Annotated in this window: 7 protein-coding genes and 2 pseudogenes; 3 read left to right on the forward strand and 6 right to left on the reverse strand. The window is 69.6% G+C overall.

The window, feature by feature from the left end; all coding sequences use genetic code 11:
• The first annotated feature begins 384 nt into the window (after window positions 1-384).
• Both trxA and QEG98_RS11745 read left to right on the forward strand, forming a co-directional pair.
• On the forward strand, window positions 385-2,682 hold the full coding sequence (gene trxA / locus QEG98_RS11740; protein ID WP_316566792.1) for a thioredoxin: 2,298 nt from the start codon (window positions 385-387) through the stop codon (window positions 2,680-2,682).
• Between the two features lie 2 nt (window positions 2,683-2,684).
• Window positions 2,685-3,998 carry an FHA domain-containing protein gene (locus tag QEG98_RS11745; RefSeq protein WP_316566793.1) on the forward strand — a complete coding sequence of 438 codons (1,314 nt, stop codon included), beginning with the start codon at window positions 2,685-2,687 and terminating at the stop codon, window positions 3,996-3,998.
• A 93-nt stretch (window positions 3,999-4,091) separates the two neighbouring features.
• Here the strand turns inward: QEG98_RS11745 and QEG98_RS11750 are convergent.
• A pseudogene (locus QEG98_RS11750) lies at window positions 4,092-7,109 on the reverse strand (DEAD/DEAH box helicase).
• A 90-nt stretch (window positions 7,110-7,199) separates the two neighbouring features.
• Window positions 7,200-8,462, reverse strand: a complete 1,263-nt coding sequence (locus QEG98_RS11755; protein ID WP_316566794.1) for a hypothetical protein — start codon at window positions 8,460-8,462, stop codon at window positions 7,200-7,202.
• 711 nt (window positions 8,463-9,173) lie between these two features.
• Here QEG98_RS11755 and ybaL point away from each other — a divergent pair.
• Window positions 9,174-10,925 (forward strand): YbaL family putative K(+) efflux transporter, encoded by a 1,752-nt coding sequence (ybaL, locus tag QEG98_RS11760; protein WP_316566795.1) that lies wholly within the window; start codon window positions 9,174-9,176, stop codon window positions 10,923-10,925.
• 85 nt (window positions 10,926-11,010) lie between these two features.
• Here ybaL and QEG98_RS11765 read toward each other — a convergent pair whose 3' ends face one another.
• The 4 genes and pseudogenes from QEG98_RS11765 to QEG98_RS11780 all read right to left on the reverse strand — a co-directional run bounded on the left by QEG98_RS11765 (window position 11,011) and on the right by QEG98_RS11780 (window position 19,615).
• Window positions 11,011-14,478 carry a methylmalonyl-CoA mutase family protein gene (locus QEG98_RS11765; RefSeq protein ID WP_171441165.1) on the reverse strand — a complete coding sequence of 1,156 codons (3,468 nt, stop codon included), beginning with the start codon at window positions 14,476-14,478 and terminating at the stop codon, window positions 11,011-11,013.
• A gap of 76 nt (window positions 14,479-14,554) precedes the next feature.
• Complete coding sequence (gene meaB, locus QEG98_RS11770) at window positions 14,555-15,538, reverse strand: methylmalonyl Co-A mutase-associated GTPase MeaB (protein ID WP_316566796.1); 984 nt, start codon at window positions 15,536-15,538, stop codon at window positions 14,555-14,557.
• The gene (gene scpA, locus QEG98_RS11775; protein ID WP_316566797.1) at window positions 15,535-17,727 is read right to left on the reverse strand and encodes a methylmalonyl-CoA mutase; all 2,193 of its coding nucleotides are present in this window, start codon (window positions 17,725-17,727) and stop codon (window positions 15,535-15,537) included. Before scpA ends, meaB begins: the two co-directional genes overlap by 4 nt.
• Window positions 17,727-19,615: pseudogene (locus QEG98_RS11780) on the reverse strand (methylmalonyl-CoA mutase family protein). The gene scpA and the pseudogene QEG98_RS11780 overlap by 1 nt, the downstream one beginning before the upstream one ends.
• Window positions 19,616-19,637: the final 22 nt, after the last annotated feature.

Here is a 19,637-nt window from a genome sequence, read left to right on the forward strand (position 1 = left end):
GAGTTTCGCGGGGCTGTTTCACCCGGGGTCGTGGTGACCTCTCCCAGGTAGGACGGACCCCTCGAGCCAGGGGCGCAGCAGCTTCCCGACGACTTCCGTCGTGAGACCCTGGGCGACGCCGGAAGAGGGCGTAGGGCTCGTCGTCGGCGGCTTTCATTCACCGATTCTACTGGTGGTGTCCCGCGCTCCGAGCGGCTCACGCCGTATGTCGTGGGCACGTTCTTCTCAAGGTTTGGGCTTTTTCGCTTTCTGAGACGGGATTCGCGTGTGGATTCCCGAGCTTGGCGGTGTTCGAGCGTCGCGTGCGCCGTTCGTGAACTGCGCCGTTGACGTGAGGGCCCTCGCTCATTTCTATCGTCCCACGCATCTCGCGAGGGAGTCGCCGTGGCAGGACAGACCGTTGAGTTGACCCAGGAGAACTTCGAGCGCATCACCCAGGAGGCCGGGGTGTGTGTGGTGGACTTCTGGGCGGAGTGGTGTGGTCCCTGCCGCGGCTTCGCGCCGACCTTCGAGGCCGCCGCGAAGGAGTTTCCGAACATCACCTTCGGCAAGCTCGATACGGAGGCGCAGGAAGAGGTCTCCGGCCGGATGGAGATTCGCTCCATTCCCACGCTGGTGGCCTTCAAGGATGGCGTCGAGGTCCGGCGCGCCTCGGGCGCGATGTCGGCCTCGGCGTTCGCGGCCTGGCTGAGCAAGCTGGACTCCGTGGACCTGGCCGTCGAGCAGCAGCGGGCGGCGAACCGCAAGCTGACGGAGGAGGGGACGCCGCCGCCTGGCATTCCGCCCCACGCGGAATGGGACGCTGGCGACGAGGAGTGGTGCTTCGGCGACACCGACGAGGAGGGTGAGAAGCACGGCCCCTGGAAGTACTGGCGCGCCGATGGAACTCTCTGCAACGAGTGCATCTTCGTCCACGGCAAGCCCCACGGCCCCTTCAAGCGCTTCCATGAGAGCGGGGAGGTGTCCCAGGATGGCGCGTTCGAGCAGGGCCACCTGCACGGCCCGCGCACCTGGTACGCGTCCGACCAATTCACCACCGAGCGGATGCATGAGAACGGCGTCAGCGAGAAGGTCCGCCGCACGGTGATGGTCTACGCGAACGGTCGCGTGACGCAGGTGCTGCACTACAACGGCGCCGGCGAACGCGTGGTGCCCTCCACCGGAGAGCCGTACCCCACGCGGCCCGCGAACCTCCCCGAGAAGGCTGAGTACCGCGAGGACCAGGACCAGTGGGCGTCCGTGTCGCTCAACGCGAAGGCCGAGCGGCACGGGCTGTGCCGATTCTGGGACCGGGAGGGACAGCTCCTCTGGGAGAGCGAATTCCACGAAGGCAGCCGGCATGGCCGCTATCACTCCCGCGCCGTGGACGAGTACGCGGACCCTCGGGTGCGGTTCGACGAAGGGGAGATGGAGGACGACTTCGCGTGCGGCACGTGGAAGCTGCTGGATGCGGAGGGCAACGCCGTCGTCACCCGGGACCTGGGCGTTGTCCAGGACCACGAGACGTTGGATGCCTCGGAGGTGTTCTCGAACCTGCCGAGGAGCGCCGCTGAATGGCGTGCGTTCGCCGAGCAGGCTCGGGCGGACCGGCGATACCGGGAGGCGCTGCTGGCCATGGCGCGGGCGAGCGCCGTGTCGCTGGATGCGGGCCCGCTGAAGGCATGGCTGGAGTCGCTCACCCTGCCTCGAACGGAGGCGAGCGCTCGCGAGAATGCCGAAGGCGTGATGAACAGCGCGGGGGATGAGCGGGCGGCGTTGGCGGATGCGATGATGCGTGGCGCGGAGGCCGCGATGTTGCTTCGGGGCTTCGCGGTCCTCCACGACCAGCAGGACCGGCCCCGGGCGGCGTTGGACTTCATCCTGGCCGCGATGCTGCTCGCGCCGGAGCGCTCGGCGTACCTGTTCACCCGGAGCCTCATCCTGGCGAACCTGGGGCTGGGCGAGCAGATGCAGAAGGACGCGGAGGCGCTGGCGCCGTCGGAGCCGGATTCGTGGCAGTTCCTCTCGGCATACGGGCGGGTGCTGTTTCCGCGCTTCGAGTTCTGGCCGGGACGTGAGCCCGCGCACTGCACCTTCGATGAGGTCCCCGACGGGCCCACGAAGGAGCTGGACGCGGTGCAGGCCGTGGTCCGCAAGTACGCCACTCGACTCCAGTTGCTGCGCGCGGAGATTCTCTCCCGCTTCAAGCCCGGCACGAACGTGCCCTGGCTGCCGCCCGATGTGTCGTCCCTGCTGCCGGACGGGCCCGTCGAACTGGAGCAGACGGAGGTCGAGGACGCGGATGGTGACTCGGTGGATGTCGACGAGACGCTGTCCACGAAGGGGATGGGGATTCCGGCCTTGTCCCGCGCGGCCCGTGGAGACTGGAGCGCGCTGACCTGGCTCTTGTGGGCGTGCGGGGAGGATTCGATTCGGATGCCGGATGCGCTGACGCCTCCGGCCGACTTCGGTCAGGCGGCAGGACAGGCCACGCAGCGGCTGTGGCAGTGCCGCAACCGGCGGGCCCGTGGTCGCATCGACCCGGACCTGCCAACGTTCGATTTCGAAGGGGTTGCCCTCCAGGAGCTGCATCCCAATCTGGCGGGGATTGCCGAAGAGCAGTACGCGGAGACGCAGGCGATGTTCTTCTGGCTGACCGACGCGAACCACGTGTCTCCGTGGCAGGCCAATCTGAGGGGGTAGTCATGAAGCGGATTCGTCAGACGATTGAAGTCTCCGAGCCCCTGTGGCGGGCGCTGGAATTGATGAGCCGCGACATGGGCGTGGACCGGGACGCGCTGGTGGCGCAGGCCCTGTTCCAGCTCGCGCGCCAGAATGGCTACGTGTCCCCCACCGTGGTGTCGCTGGACGGGGAGGCGCAGGCGGCCGGTGGGGTCGTGACGGCTGCGGAGCCCGTGGTCCAGGCCGCTGCACCCGTGGCGGCGTCGAGCGTGGTCGCGCCTCCTGCCCCCGAACCGGTGGCAGCGGCTGTGCCGCCCGTCAATCCTGGGGCCGCCGCGCAGGAGTCGGTGCCTGCCGCGGCCGGGGTGGCGGATACGGCGGCTCTGGCTGCCCCGGCCGTGGGCGCCTTCTCGGCGGACGACGCGACGGAGGAGCCCGCGACGGAGCCTCCTGGCGTCACCTCGGTGCCATTGTCCGTGGCGCAGGTGAATTCCACTGAGCTGGTGCTCGCGCGAATGCAGGAGATTCTCGCGGAGGTCGAGGCCTCCGTACAGCCGTCGGAGGGGCTGGCCGCGCAATCAGACGACGCCGACGATGAGGATTCCGACGACTCCGATGACGAGGAGTCAGACGACGCCGACGATGAGGATTCCGACGATTCGTCGGATGAGGACTCGGGAGACGATGCGTCCGAGGAGGATGCCGAGGAGGAGGATTCGGAGGACGACTCGGACGCGGAGTCCGCCGAAGACTCAGACGACTCGGAGCCCGAAGAAGCTGCGTCGGACGATGAGGCCGAGGTACCGGCGGGCAGCGGCGTGAAGGGGGATGTGTCCAGTGACGACATTGCCGCGGAGCTTGCGGCACTGGGCATTGAGGATGAGCCCGCGAAGGCTCCCAAGGCGGAGGCACCCGTCGCGACGCCGATTGCGGCACGTCCACTGGTGGCGCGTCCTGTGCCGAAGATCCGGCCACCTGACGAAGCCGCGACGATTCTGGAGGACCAGTCGGCGGAGACGACCAACATCGTGAAGGCGCCCGCGCCGCTGGAGGTCTTCGTCCAGTGGGCGCAAGGCGCGCCGGTGGCCGTCTCCACGGAGCGCTTCACGATTGGCCGGGGTCCTCGTTGCAGCCTCGTCGTGAAGTCGGAGCGTGTCTCGCGCGAGCACGCTGTCGTGACGCGGGTGGGGGACGAGGTCTTCATCGAGGACCTCAACTCCTCGAACGGAACCTGGTTCAACAACGAGCGAATCACTCGGCAGCAGGTCTCGGACGGTGACGAGTACATGCTCGGCACGGAGGCCGTGTCCTTCACGATGCGTCCCGCGGGCGGTTGAACAAGAGGGGGCGACGACGGTGTCGGGCTTGCCGACACGGTTGGAGAAGGTCGCGCCCCCCGGTGGATGCCGGCATCCGGGGAGTTGCTGCGGCTACTCGAGGAGTTGCATCAGGTCCGCACGTGTCAGCGCGGTGGCTCCGGAGCCGCCGCCGAGCGCCGCCTCGAACAGCTCCCGCTTCTTCGCCTGGAGCGTGAGAATCTTCTCCTCGACCGTCCCCTGGGACACCAGCCGGTACACCATGACGGGCCGCTGCTGACCGATGCGGTGCGCGCGGTCCGCGGCCTGTGCTTCCACGGACGGGTTCCACCACGGGTCCACGAGGAAGACGTGGTCCGCCGCCGTGAGGTTGAGCCCCGTCGCGCCCGCCTTGAGGGAAATCAACATCACCGGTGGGCCCTTCGGGTCCTGGAAGGACGCCGCCACCGCGCCTCGGTTGGCCGTGCTGCCATCCAGCCGGATGAAGCCGATACCCGCTTCCTGGAGCGCGGGCTCGATGAGGTCCAGCATCGACGTCCACTGGGAGAAGACGAGCGCCTTGTGCCCGTCCTCCACCGCCGTGCCCAGTGCCTCCACCAGGGCCTGCACCTTGGACGAGGTCTTCGCCTGCTGGCCCGGCACGAGGGCAGGGTGGCACGCCGCCTGCCGCAGCCGCAGCAGGGCCTCCAAGGCCTTCAACACGCTGCCGCCCGCCTCGAGCTGCGACACCACTTCCTCACGCGTCGCCGCGTAGACGGCGTCGTAGACGGCGCGCTCGCGCTCCGTGAGCGTCACGTGGCGCACGGCGTCCGTCCGGGGCGGCAGCTCCGGCGCCACGTCCCGCTTGAGCCTGCGCAGGATGAAGGGCCGGATGCGCGCCCGCAGCCGCTCCGCCGCGCCCTTGTGGTTGTCCGCGACCGGCCGCGCCCAGCGCTCCTCGAAGTCCTTCCGTCCGCCGAGCAGGCCCTGGTTGGTGAAGTGCATCAGGCTCCAGAGCTCCTCCAGCCGGTTCTCGATGGGCGTGCCACTCAGCGCCAGCTTGAAGTCCGCCTGCAATCCATACGCGGCTCGCGCCACCTGGCTGTCTGGATTCTTGATGGCCTGTGCCTCGTCCAGCACGACGGTGCTCCACTGCTTCGCGCCCAGGACCTCCGCGTCCAGGCGCATCAAGGCATACGTCGTCAGCGTCACGTCGGCCGACTCATCCAGCGCGCGTCCAGGGCCGTGGTACACGGAGACCTTCAGCGAGGGGCGGAAGCGCTTCACCTCCGCCTCCCAGTTGGGCAGCACGCTCGTGGGCGCCACCACCAGGGTGCCCGGGCCCAGCGTGCAGATGGTCTGCAGCGTCTTGCCCAGGCCCATGTCGTCCGCGAGCACGCCGCCCAGCCCCGCCTGCCGGAGGAAGGTGAGCCAGCTCACGCCCTGGAGCTGATACGCGCGCAGCGTCGCCGTGAGGTCTTCCGGTAGCTGCGGCTCGGGAAGCTTCTCGAAGCCCTTCACCAGGGGCGCCAGCCGCTCCAGGCCCGGCGGGGAGGGGTGCTCCAGCGCTTCACACAGGCCGGTGAGCTGCGGAATGGCGTGGTTGGCGAGCCGGCCATCCCGGCCTCGCGCGGACAGCAGGTCCGCCACGCGCTGGCCATGGGACTTCAGCCACTCCGCGGGCAGGGGCGCCCAGCCGCCACCTTCCAACGGCACCAGCCCGAGCCCTTCTTCCCAGGCCCGCATGACCGCCGCCGCATCCACGGAGCGGGGCGACTCCCGGTCCTCGCCCTCCACCTGGAAGTCGAAGGAGAAGCCCACGTGTGGCACGCCCTCGGTGACGGCGCCCGTGTCCACCTTGAGCACCGGGCGCAGTTGCACGTTCGGGTTCGTCACCACCGCCGCGCCATCCCCCGTGAGGCCCCCGCGCCAGCGCCGCAGCTTGTCGGCGAGCTGGACGGCTTCCTTCCCCTGCACCGTGACGCGCCGCCCGGGGGCCATGTTCAGCTCGTCGCGGAGCTGGTGGATGAGCATCTGCTCGGCGGCCTCGTCGCGCACGGGCGCGGCGCCCTTCAGGTACACCATGCGTCCGCTGTCGATGCGCACGGTCGGCGGCGAGCCATACACCAGCGTCGGCAGCACGGAGAGGCCGGTGTCGAGCTGGTTCAGCTCCAGGGAGATGCGAGGCTTCAGCGTGCGGTCGATGGGCGGCAGCCGTTGACTTCGCACATCCACCGGCATGCGCCGCGCGAGGTCCGGCAGCACCTTTCCCGTCAGGTCTCCCATCTGGTGGGGCGCGAAGGCGCGCTCCTGCGGCAGCTTCTCCAGCCAGGGCCCCGTGAGGCCCTGTTCCCCCAGGGGGCAGAGCGTCCCGCTGCACAGCGCGAGGCCGGGACTCACCACCTCGGTGACGCGCGGGTCCTTCTCCACCTTGAGCACCGTGTTCTCACCGCGGTCCTCCACGGTGACGCGGGGCATGAGGGCTCGCTCGTCACCGACACCAAGGCGCCGTCGAAGAGCACGGTGCGCGCGGGCTCCAGGACGCGCAGCAGCGCGTTGAGCCGCTCGGGGGCAGCGCGCCCCGGGTGGGCTTCAGCAGCAGCTTGTCCGCGAGCAGGTCGCACGGCTGCGTCTGGATGCGAGCGGCCTCCACGGGATTGGTGAGCAGCGAGGCCAGGCTGCGCGCCAGCAGTCGCGCGGTGTTGTCCGGACGCACCACCAGCCGCTCCAACTGGAGCCCGCCGTCCACGCGCTTGAATCGGTACACCATGCGCTCCGGCTTCGGCGCGCCTGCCGCGGGTGCGCTGGGCCTGGTGACGGTGTTCGCACCTGGGCGCGCGGCGGGGGCGGCTGGACGCTGCGCGGGGGCACGCCGCGCCGTGGCATGCTGGTGGAGAATCAGCGCCGCCGCGACCACGTGCTCGCAGGGGTCCACCCGGCCGCGGCAGTCGCACTCCCAGATGGCTTCATCCAGGTAGAGCACTGTCTTCACGGGGGCGGGCCGGCTGGGCACGCGCACCCGCAGCACGGCCTCTTCCTCATCCACGGACTGCACCGAAACGGCGCCCGCGCGAGCGAGCGTCGTGCCGGCAGACCAGTGTCCGGGCGCGCTTCCTCCCGGACGGCATCGAGCAGCTCCGCGGTCGCAGACATACGAGGCCTGCTTCCCTATCCCCATGCGGAGCCTCGCGCAACCCGGGCCTCGGTCCGGGTGCGGTGGGGTGTCAGGGGTGTCCCTTGCCATCAGGGCGCGGTCGTCGTGAGCGGAAAGTCCGCGCGCGCCCAGGCCTTCTCGAACGCGGCGCGGGTGCGAGCCGCCTCCTCATGGCGTCCCTGCGCTTCGAGCGACTGCGTCAAGCCGAACAGGCCCCAGCCATTCTTCGGGTTGCGCCGCAGGTCCTCGCGGTAGACGGCCTCCGCTTCCTGGCTGCGCCCGGCCTCCAGCAGCGCGGCGCCCTGGTAGTGGCGCACCGGGTAGAACCAGTCCGCGGGCTCGGCATAGGAGAGCCGGTCCGCGGCGTCGACGGCTTCCCGCCACAGCGTCAGGGCCTGGGGCCGGCCCTCGGCCTGGGCCACGCGGGCCTCCAACACGCGCACCGCGACGCCCAGAACGTCCTTCGCGGTGTTGAGGTTCGCGGCCATGGTTGGAGGCACGGTGCGGGCCAGTTGTCGCAGCTCGGCCAGCTCCGCGCGGGCTTGTGGCAGCTGCCCCGTGGCCGCCAGCGCCATGCCGTGCGCGTGGAGCCAGAGGCCCGTCTGGACAGGGTACTTCGGGTTCGGGCGGGGCTCGGCGAGGAGGCCCTCCCAGTCCCCGAAGCGCACCATGGCGAACAGCGGCTGGGCCACGAAGAAGTCCATGCCCGGCATCATCGTGAGCAGCTCCGGCGGGAAGTGTTTCGCCGAGGCCCGGGCCGCCTCCAACGTCTCCTGCTTCCGCCCCTCCATCGACGCGGAGTACGCCAGGAAGCCGAAGTTGTGGGACGTGTACATGGGGTAGACGTGGCCGCGCGGCTTCGCCTGCTTCTGGTAGGCCAGGTCCGCCGCCGCCGCCTTCCGATTGCTTTCCGAGGCATCCGCGTAGCGGCCCACGCGCTGGTAGATGTGGGCCGGCATGTGGACGATGTGCCCCGCCTTCGGTGCCAGCGCGCCCAGCCGGTCCGCGGAAGGCTCCGCCTTCTCCGGGTTCGGCGAGGCCTCCACCGCGTGGATGTAATAGTGGTTCGCGCCCAGGTGGTGGGGGTCCCGGGTGAGCACGGACTCCAGCGTGGCGACAATCTGCTCCGTGCCCGGAGCCGGCGCCCCGTCCAGCGACCACAGCTTCCAGGGATTCCGGTCCATGAGGGCCTCGGCATGGAGCGTCTGCACGTCCAGGTCCTCCGGGTAGCGCGCGGCTACGTCCGCCATGGCGCTGGCATAGGCCTCGTTGAAGGGAGCCATCTTCTCCGGTGGCAGGGCCTCCGGGCCGGGGTAGCGCTGGACGAGCGCGGTGATGAGGGCCTGCTCCACCGGCGTCGAACGGGGGCGAGCTGCCGAGCGCGCTGGAGGGCGTCCCAGGCGGCGGGCGCACTCTCCGCCAGCATGGGCATGTTGTAGTTGGGGCCCAGCACCAGCGCGACGCCCCAGAAACACATGGCGCAGGTGGGGTCCAACTGCGCGGCTCGGGCGAACGAGCGTGCGGCCTCGTCGTGGTTGAAGCCATACGCCAGCCGCAGGCCCTGGTTGAAGAAGGCCTGGGCCTGGGGGAGGCCGTGGTGACCTGGCGTTCGTGCGTCCCCAGCCCGTCGAGCAGCAACGCGCCGTCTGCCAGGGAATCCAGGGTCGGGGCCGAGTGCTCCGCGGCAGCGGCGGACGTTCCGGCGAGCGCCAGGGCCAACATCAAGGCACAGGACAGGGGAGCACGCATGGGGGACCTCCGCGGGGATGTGCTCCTTCCTCAAGCTGGGGACGCGCCCACGCACCGCCCAGGGGGTGACATGGCGCGTTGCCTACTCGAAGTGATACCTGGCGGGCACATCACTCATCGCGTGCGGATCAGGGTTGGGAACAAGCCCGCGCCGTAGTAGATTCCCGCCCGGCGGAATCTCACTGCATCAGCACGAGCGTCCGCTCAAGACCATCCATGATCGAAAGGTGTTCGAGGGTTCCGCCCTAGGGCTGGAGTCCTCGCCGCGCCGCTTTTCATACCCCCTTCCGCGTAGCGCCCAGGGAGATTCCGCCGTGCCTCACGATACCACGCTCATCGCCACCATCGCAGTTGGACTCGGACTGGCCTTCGTCGGTGGGTTCGTCGCACGTTGGCTGAAGCTGCCACCTTTGGTGGGCTATCTCCTGGCGGGCGTGGCCGTGGGGCCGTTCACGCCGGGCTTCGTCGCGGATGGGGGCCTTGCCGGTCAGCTGGCGGAGATTGGCGTCATCCTGCTGATGTTCGGCGTGGGGATTCACTTCTCCATCAAGGACCTGCTCGCCGTGCGCAACATCGCGGTGCCGGGCGCCGTCGTGCAGATCGCGGCGGCCACCGTGATGGGGACCGTGGTCTCGCACTGGTGGGGTTGGAGCCTGGGCGCGGGCCTGGTGTTCGGCCTCGCGCTGTCCACCGCCAGCACCGTGGTGCTGCTGCGCGCCCTGGAGGAGCGGGGCATCCTCGATTCGGTGAATGGCCGCATCGCGGTGGGCTGGCTGATTGTGGAGGACCTGGCGATGGTGCTCGCCCTGGTCCTCCTCCCCGCGCTGGGCAACGTCCTTGGCTCCGCCGACACGCAGACGGCCGCGACGGCGGCCGCTGGAGGCAGCCTCATCTGGACCCTGGCCCTCACGCTGGGGAAGGTGTGCCTCTTCGTGGCGCTGATGGTGGTCGCCGGCACGCGGCTGGTACCCTGGCTGCTGACCCAGGTGGCCAAGACGGGCTCCCGCGAGCTGTTCACGTTGTCGGTGCTGGCGGTGTCGCTGGGGATTGCGTTCGGGGCCGCCGCGCTCTTCGGCGTCTCCTTCGCGCTGGGCGCCTTCTTCGCGGGCGTGGTGGTCAGTGAGTCGGAGCTCAGCCACCGGGTGGCGGAGGATTCGCTGCCGCTCCAGGACGCGTTCTCAGTGCTGTTCTTCGTGTCGGTGGGAATGCTCTTCGACCCGATGGTGCTGGTGAAGCAGCCGCTCGAGGTCCTCGCCGTGCTGGGCATCATCGTCCTGGGCAAGTCGCTGGCCGCCTTCTTCATCGTGTTGGCGTTCCGCTACCCGGTGAACACCGCCCTCACGGTGTCCGCGAGCCTGGCGCAGATTGGGGAGTTCTCATTCATCCTGGTGGGGCTGGGCGTCACGCTCGGGCTGCTGCCGAAGGAGGGGCAGAGCCTGGTGTTGTCGGGGGCCCTGCTGTCCATCACCCTCAACCCGCTCGTCTTCAAGACCATTGATCCGCTGCTGGCGTGGCTGCGCCGGCACCCTCGGTTCGCCGCGCGCATGGACCCCGAGGAAGACGAGCTGGCCGACCTGCCCATTGGCATGGGGGACGTGCAACTGCGCGAGCACGCGGTGTTGATTGGCTACGGGCGCGTGGGCGGCGTGATTGGCCAGAGCCTGACGGAGCAGAAGATTCCCTTCGTGGTCGTGGAGCAGAACCGCGAGTACGTGGAGCGCCTTCGTGAGGAGGGCGTGCCCGCCATCTACGGGGACGCCGCGGTGCCCGGCATCCTGGAGCACGCGCACCTGGATACGGCGTCCATCCTCATCGTCGCCACGCCGGACGCGCTGCAGGCCCGCGCCATCGTGGAGCAGGCGAAAGGCGTGAATCCGACCCTTCCCGCGGTGGTGCGCACGCATGGCGACGAGGAGCGGGACTACCTGGAGTCGCTGGGCGTGGACCGGGTGGTGATGGGGGAGCACGCGCTGGCACGGAGCATGTTGGACTACGTGCTGGAGCGGCTGTCCGCACTGAAGGCCCGGCCTCTGGTGCCGGCACCCGCGGACGCCGTGGTGCCTTGAGGCCCGCGGGGACCGAGGCGCGACAAGCGCCTCGGCCCGTGAGTCTCATCGCCGCGTCCGCCCGGATGGGGACGCGGCGTCAGCCTTACATGTTGCGCCGGTACTGCCCGCCCACCTCGTACAGCGCGCGGGAGAGCTGGCCGAGCGTGCAGACCTTACAGGCGTCCATCAGCGCGGCGAAGATGTTGCCGTTGTCCAGCGCCGCGCGGCGCACGGCCTCCAGGGCCTTGGGCGCCGTCGCCTCGTTCCGCTTCCAGAAGGCGTCGCGCGAGGTGATGGCGTAGTTCTTCTCCTCCGTCGTCGCGCGGATGACCTCGGGCGGCGTCACCGTCGGAGAGCCCTTGGGGTCCAGGAACGTATTCACCCCGACGATGGGCAGCGTCCCGTCGTGCTTCAGCGTCTCGTAGTAGAGGGACTCTTCCTGAATCTTGGAGCGCTGGTACATGCGCTCCATGGCGCCCAGCACGCCGCCGCGCTCGGAGATGGCGCGGAACTCCGCCAGCACGGCCGCCTCCACCAGGTCGGTCAGCTCCTCGATGATGAACGCACCCTGGCTGGGGTTTTCGTTCTTGGAGAGGCCGAACTCCTTGTTGATGACCAACTGGATGGCGAGCGCGCGGCGCACGCTCTCCTCGGTGGGCGTGGTGATGGCCTCGTCGTAGGCGTTGGTGTGCAACGAGTTGCAGTTGTCGTTGAGCGCGAGCAACGCCTGCAGCGTGGTCCGGATGTCGTTGAAGGCAATCTCCTGCGCGTGCAGGCTCCGGCCAGACGTCTGGATGTGGTACTTCAGCTTCTGCGAGCGGTCATTGCCGCCGTACTTGTCCCGGATGGCCTTGGCCCAGATGCGGCGCGCCACGCGGCCCAGCACGGCGTACTCCGGGTCCATTCCGTTCGAGAAGAAGAACGAGAGGTTGGGCGCGAAGTCGTCGATGTCCATGCCCCGCGACAGGTAGTACTCGACGAAGGTGAAGCCGTTGGCCAGCGTGAAGGCCAGCTGGGAGATGGGGTTCGCCCCGGCTTCCGCGATGTGGTAGCCGGAAATCGACACCGAGTAGAAGTTCCGCACCTTCTGGTCGATGAAGTACTGCTGGATGTCGCCCATCACCCGCAGGGCGAACTCCGTGGAGAAGATGCAGGTGTTCTGCGCCTGGTCCTCCTTCAGGATGTCCGCCTGCACGGTGCCGCGCACCGACTGGAGCGTCTTCGCGCGGATGCGCTCGTAGACGTCGCGCGGGAGCACCTCGTCGCCGGACACGCCGAGCAGCAGCAGGCCCAGCCCGTCGTTGCCCTGCGGCAGGTCGCCCTGGTAGCGGGGCCGCGGCAGGCCGCGCTCGCGGTAGAGGGCATCCATCTTCTTCTCGACCTCGTCGACCTTGCCGTTCTCGCGAATCCACTTCTCGCACTGCTGGTCCACCGCGGCGTTGAGGAAGAACCCGAGCAGCATCGGCGCGGGGCCGTTGATGGTCATGGACACGGACGTGGACGGGTCCGCCAGGTCGAAGCCGGAGTAGAGCTTCTTCGCGTCGTCCACGTTGGCGATGGACACGCCCGAGTTGCCCACCTTGCCGTAGATGTCCGGCCGGTGGTCCGGGTCCTCGCCGTACAGCGTCACCGAGTCGAAGGCCGTGGACAGGCGCTTGGCGGGCAGGCCCCGCGACACGTAGTGGAAGCGCTTGTTGGTGCGCTCCGGGCCGCCCTCGCCGGCGAACATGCGCGCGGGGTCCTCGCCCTCGCGCTTGAGCGGGAAGACGCCCGCGGTGAAGGGGAAGGCGCCCGGCGCATTCTCCCGCAGCAGCCAGGTGAGGATGTCACCCCAGTCTTCGTAACGGGGGAGGGCAATCTTGGGGATGCGCAGGTGGGAGAGCGTCTCCGCGTACAGGTCCAGCTCGATGACCTTGTCGCGGACCTGGAACTGGTACTTGGACGCGGCATAGCGGCGCTTCGTCGCGGGCCACTCCGCCAGCAGCCGGCGGCAGTCGGCGTGGAGCCGCGACTCCAAATCCTTGTACAGCTCCACCAGCTCGCTCAGGTAGGCGGGCTCGCCCTCGACGCGCTCGGTGACCTGCACCGTGTCCGAGGGGTCCTTGGGCTCGACGATTTCCAGGCGCTTCCTGCCCACGTTGGTGCGCAGCGCCTCGATGGTGCCGTGGAGCTGGTACATGCGCCGGGCGATGGCGGCCTGGGCCTTCACGAAGCCGTCATAGGACTCACAGGCCTCGACGATTTCCGCCAGGTAGCGCGTGCGCTCGGGCGGGATGATCCACTTCTTCTCGCTCATCCCCGGCGTGAGCTCGAAGCCGGACTTCAGCGGCGCGCCCGTCTTCGTGGAGATGGTGTCCATGAGCGCCCGGTAGAGCTGGTTCATCCCCGGGTCGTTGAACTGCGAGGCGATGGTGCCGTACACGGGCACCGCGTCATCGGCGGTGGTGAAGGCGTTGTGGTTGCGCTTCCACTGCTTGCGCACGTCGCGCAGCGCGTCCAGCGAACCGCGCTTGTCGAACTTGTTGATGGCGATGACGTCCGCGAAATCGAGCATGTCGATCTTCTCGAGCTGCGTCGCCGCGCCGTACTCCGCCGTCATCACGTAGAGCGCCACGTCGGAGTGCTCGGTGATTTCGGTGTCGGACTGGCCGATGCCGGAGGTCTCCACCACGATGAGGTCGAAGCCGGCGGCCTTGCAGATTTCGATGGAGTCGCCCACGTGCTTGGACAGGGCGAGGTTGCTCTGGCGGGTGGCCATCGAGCGCATGTACACGCGCGGATTGTCGATGGCGTTCATCCGGATGCGGTCGCCCAGGAGCGCGCCGCCGGACTTGCGCTTGGACGGGTCCACGGACAGCACGGCGAGCGTCTTGTCCGGGAAGTCGGCGAGGAAGCGGCGCACCAGCTCATCCACGAGGCTGGACTTGCCCGCTCCGCCGGTGCCGGTGATGCCCAGGATGGGCACGCGCGGGCCCTTGGCCTGGATATGCGACATGGCCTCGCGCAGGGCCGCGCCCTGGGACGCGAAGTTCTCCGCGATGGTGATGAGCGGGGCAATCCGGGACGGCTCGCGCATCGAGGGCGCGTCGAGCAGGGGCGCGAAGTCCGCCGGCCGCTTCTCGAAGTCACACTGGGAGATGAGGTCGTCAATCATCCCCTGAAGGCCCATGGCCCGTCCGTCGTCCGGCGAGTAGATGCGCGTGACGCCGTAGCGGTGGAGCTCTTCAATCTCCGACGGGAGGATGGTGCCGCCACCGCCGCCGAAGACCTTGATGTTGGCCTTCCGCTCGCGCAGCAGGTCAATCATGTACTTGAAGAACTCGACGTGACCGCCCTGGTAGGACGTGATGGCGATGCCCTGCACGTCCTCCTGGATGGCGCAGTCGACAATCTCAGCCACCGAGCGGTTGTGCCCCAGGTGGATGATTTCCGCGCCCGAGGACTGCATGAGGCGGCGCATCACGTTGATGGCGGCGTCATGCCCGTCGAACAGGGAGGCGGCCGTCACGATGCGGACGTGGAAACGAGGCTTGTAGGGCTGGGGAACGGGTGTCTGCTGGACGTTTCGCACGGCGCGTACAGTAAGAGCGCCGTTTGTGTCGAGGCAAGGGATTGGAGCGTGACTGACCGCTCCTCGACGCGGGCTGTCAGGCCCTCGTTTCAGGGAGGAACGCGCCCAGCACCCGCAGTGCGGCCGACGTCGGTGTCGCACGCCCTTCGCGCACGTCCGCCTCCAGCGTGGGCACCAGTGCGGACACCTCGGGGTGCGCACGGAGGGCCGCTCGGAGGCCGTCCTGCACCATGGACCACATCCACTGCACCTGCTGCGCCTTGCGGCGGCGCTCCATCGCGCCCGAGGTCGCGCTCCGCCCGAGCTGCGTCTCGACGGATGTCCACAGCTTCTCGATGCCGGTGCCCTCCAGGGCACTGCAGGTGGTGATTTCCGGCTCGGCGCCCGGCCGCATCAGGTGCAACGCGGCGCGTAGCTCGGAGCGGGCCCTTTCGGCGCGCGGCTTGTTGTCGCCGTCCGCCTTGTTGATGGCGAGCATGTCCGCCACCTCGAGGATGCCGCGCTTGATGCCCTGCAGTTCGTCCCCGGCGCCCGCCAGCATGAGCACCAGGTAGAAGTCCACCAGGTCGGCCACCACCGTCTCCGACTGGCCTACGCCCACCGTCTCCACCAGCACCACGTCGAAGCCCGCCGCTTCGCACAGGAGCAGCGTCTCGCGCGTCTTGCGTGCCACGCCGCCCAACGTGCCGCTGGAGGGGCTGGGGCGGATGTACGCGGCTTCCTCGCGCGACAGCCGCGCCATGCGCGTCTTGTCACCCAGGATGCTGCCGCCGGACACGGTGCTGGACGGGTCGATGGCCAGCACCGCCACGCGCTTGCCGGCCTTCACCAGGTGCATGCCCAGCGCGTCGATGAAGGTGCTCTTGCCCACGCCGGGCACGCCGCTGATGCCCACGCGCCGGCTGCCGCCCGTGGCGGGGAGCAGCCGCGTGAGGACCTCCTGGGCGAGTACGGCGTGGCGCGGCAGCTCGCTCTCCACCAGGGTGATGGTGCGCGCGAGCATGGCGCGGTCGCCCGCGCGCACGCCGTCCACATACGCGTCCGCGGACAGCAGCTTCACGCCTCTTCCTCCAGCGACGCGGCCAGCTTGTCGAGCAGCTCGATGGCCGCCTTGGAGATGACCGTGCCGGGGCCGAAGATGGCCGCGGCGCCCGCGGCGCGAAGCGCGTCGTAGTCCTGCGCGGGGATGACGCCGCCCACGACGACCATGATGTCCTCACGGCCTAGCGCCTTGAGGGCCTGCTTGAGCTGCGGCACCAGCGTCAGGTGGCCGGCGGCGAGCGAGCTGGCGCCCACGACGTGCACGTCGTTCTCCACCGCCTGCCGCGCGGACTCCTCGGGCGTCTGGAACAGGGGACCGATGTCCACGTCGAAGCCCAGGTCCGCGAACGCGGTGGCGATGACCTTCTGGCCGCGGTCATGCCCGTCCTGCCCCATCTTCGCGATGAGGATGCGCGGCCGGCGGCCGAAGCGCGCGAGGAACGCGTCCGCCTTCTCGCGCGCGTCGATGATTCCCTGGGCGTCCTTGCCCACTTCGCTGGAATACACACCCGTCACGCTGCGCACCGTGGCCTCGTAGCGCCCGAACACCTTCTCGAGCGCGTCGCTGATTTCGCCCACCGTCGCCTTGGCGCGGGCCGCGTCGATGGCCAGCGCCAGCAGGTTGCCCTCGCCGCGCCGTCCCGCCTCGGTGAGCGCGTCCAGCTTGCGGCGGACGTCCTCCGCGTTGCGCTCGGCGCGCAGCTCGCGCAGCCGGGCAATCTGCGCCTCGCGCACCGCCGAGTTGTCCACCTTGAGAATCTCGATGGAGTCCTCGCGCTCGGGCGGGTACTTGTTCACGCCGATGATGGCCTGGCGGCCGGAGTCGATGCGCGCCTGGGTACGCGCCGCCGCCTCCTCGATGCGCAGCTTGGGCAGGCCGGCCTCGATGGCCTTCGTCATGCCGCCCAGCGCCTCGACCTCCTGGATGTGGGCCCACGCCTTGTGCGCCAGTTCGTGCGTGAGGCGCTCCACGTAGTAGCTGCCACCCCACGGGTCGATGACGCGCGTGGTGCCGCTCTCCAACTGGAGATAGAGCTGGGTGTTGCGGGCGATGCGCGCGCTGAAGTCGGTGGGCAGCGCGATGGCCTCGTCCAGCGAGTTGGTGTGCAGGCTCTGCGTGTGGCCCTGGGTGGCGGCCATGGCCTCCACGCAGGTGCGCACGACGTTGTTGAAGACGTCCTGCGCGGTGAGGCTCCAGCCAGACGTCTGGCTGTGGGTGCGCAGCGCCAGGCTCTTGTCCGTCTTCGGGGAGAATCCCTTGATGAGCTTCGCCCAGAGCAGGCGGGCGGCGCGCATCTTGGCCACTTCCATGAAGAAGTTCATGCCAATGGCCCAGAAGAAGGACAGGCGCGGCGCGAAGGCGTCCACGCTCAGTCCCGCCGCGAGCCCGGCGCGCACGTACTCCACGCCATCCGCCAGCGTGTAGCCCAGCTCCAGGTCCTGCGTCGCCCCGGCTTCCTGCATGTGGTAGCCGCTGATGCTGATGCTGTTGAAGCGCGGCATCTTCTCCGCAGTGAAGCGGAAGATGTCGCCGATGATGCGCATCGACGGAGCGGGCGGGTAGATGTACGTGTTGCGGACCATGAACTCCTTGAGGATGTCGTTCTGGATGGTCCCGCTGAGCTGTTCGGGGCGCACGCCCTGCTCCTCGGCGGCGACCACGTAGAGCGCCAGCACCGGGAGCACGGCCCCGTTCATCGTCATGGACACGCTCATCTGGTCGAGCGGAATCCGGTCGAACAGGATGCGCATGTCCTTGATGGAGTCGATGGCCACGCCCGCCATGCCCACGTCACCCGCCACGCGGGGATGGTCGCTGTCGTAGCCCCGGTGCGTCGCGAGGTCGAAGGCGATGGACAGGCCCTTCTGCCCCGCCGCGAGGTTGCGGCGGTAGAAGGCGTTGGAGGCCTCTGCCGTGGAGAAGCCGGCGTACTGCCGCACCGTCCACGGCTGCTGCACGTACATGGTGGAGTAGGGACCGCGCACGAAGGGCGGCAGGCCCGGCAGCGAGCCCAGATGCTCCACGCCCTCCATGTCCTCGCGCGTGTACACCGGCTTGACGGGGATGCCCTCGGGCGTGTCCCAGCGCTCGGCGTTGCGCGTGGCCTCGCCGGCCTGACGCAGTTGCTGGTCGCGCGTGGGCGCGGCGGAGTACGTTTCGGGGGCGTCGAAGTCGATGCCCGAGAAGTCCGGTACGTGGGGGCGCATCAGGCCACTCCGAGCTGCTGGTGCAGTGAGGACAGGAGCGCGAACAGGTCCGCTCCCGCGTAGAAGAAGACGTCCACGCCGGCCGCGCGGAAGGCGGCCTCATGGTCACCGGGCCGGCCCGCCACGGCCACCGCGCGCGCGCCCTTCGACTTCAGCGCCGCCGTCAACGCGGGCACCCATTCTGGATACAGCGCGTCCGGCCCGGAGATGACGGCGAGCGGCGCGCCTGATGCCTGGAAGCGGGCCACCGCGTCCGCGATGTCCGCGAAGCCATGCTGGTCCGCCGGCTCGATACCGCCCGCGGCCAGGACGTTGGCCGTCCACGTGGAGCGGGTGGTGTGCTCGGCCACCGTGCCCAGGCTGGCCAGGAAGGCCTTGGGGCGCGCACCGTGCGCGGCGAGGTAGCGGTCGCTCGCGTCGCGCAGCGCCTCGAAGGGCTCGGCCACGCGCGCCGGGCGCAGCGGCAGGGGGCCCGGCGTCGCGGGCGCCGTGGATGCCTCGGCGCGGGACGCCCGCTGAACGGGCGTTTCGCCCAGATGGGGAACTCACTCACGCCGACAATGGGCAGGCGACGGGTGCGCACGGCCTTGTCACGCGCCGCGCGCGTCTCCGCGAGCACGCGGGCCACGTCGCCGCTCGTGAGCGCTTGCTCCATGCCGCCCAGCGCCTCGATGCGCCGCAGCTCGGTCCACGCCGCGCGGGCGATGTCCTGCGTGAGCTGCTCCAGGTAGTAGCTGCCACCCGCGGGGTCGGCGACGCGGTTGAGGCTCGACTCGTCGCGCAGGATGAGCTGCGTATTGCGCGCCAGCCGACGGGCGGACGCGTCGGGCGTGCCCAGGGCTTCGTCGAACGGCGAGGTGCTGACGCTGTCCGCGCCACCGACGACGGCGGCGAAGGACTCCGCGGTGGCGCGGAGGATGTTCACCCACGGGTCCCGCTGCGTCTTCGTGGTGCTCGCGGTGCGCGCGTGCAGCACCATGGCCTGGGCCTCCGGCGAGCCGCCACAGGCCGCCACGGCCTTGGACCACAAGAGCCTCGCCGCGCGCAGCCGGGCAATCTCCGGGAAGAACTGTCCCCCCACGGACATGGCGAACTGGACGGAGCGCGCCGCGACGTCGGGGGAGACGCCCGCGCGCTCCAGTCCGCGCAGGTACGCCACGCCCGTGGCGATGGCCCAGGCCAGCTCGTGCACCGATGTGGCGCCCGCGTCCGCGTAGGCGCGCGTGGACACGAGCAGCACCCGGAGGCCGGGCGCGGCTTCACGGAGCGAGGTGACCAGGGGCGCGGCCTGGGACAGCGTCGCGTCCAGCCCCATGGGCAGCGAGCCCGTGCGGGCCAGGATGCCGAGCGGATCCACGCCGAGGCTGCCCTTCAGCGCCGCGCGGGACACGCCCGTCTGCTCCGCGACGTGGAGCAGGTGCTGGGCGGCGGCCAGCGGGTCGGACTCGGGCTCCAGGTGGACGGGCGTCGTGTCCAGTGGCGCGTGGGCGAGCAGGCGCCGCAGCGCCTCGGCATCCGGTACGTGAACGCCGTGCGTGCCGCCCAGGTGGAGCCACACGCCCCAGCCGCCCCGGTCCAGGTCCGTGCGGATGGCCTCGGCGGCCTGCGTCACGTCCGGCCCGCTGTACTCCTGGCACACCACCCATCCACCCTCGGTGAGGCCCAGGGCCTGGGTGCCGCGCACGTAGGGGGCCACGCCGGGCGGCTCGGGCGGCGCGACGGCGGCGTCCTGCTGCGTGTAGAGCGGCTGGAGCGACAGGCCGCCTTCCAACTGCGACTGGAGCGCGGTGAAGGGCTTGCCCCTCAGGTCCTTGTCCACGAGCCGGCGCCAGTCTTCCACCGACGGGGCCGGGAACTCCGAGGCGATATGGAGAGGCTCTTGAGCCATGCTGCGTCCTCGCGGGATGGGA

Origin of the sequence: Myxococcus sp. MxC21-1, from assembly GCF_032612255.1 — a bacterium.
GTDB classification, from domain to species: Bacteria; Myxococcota; Myxococcia; order Myxococcales; family Myxococcaceae; genus Myxococcus; species Myxococcus virescens.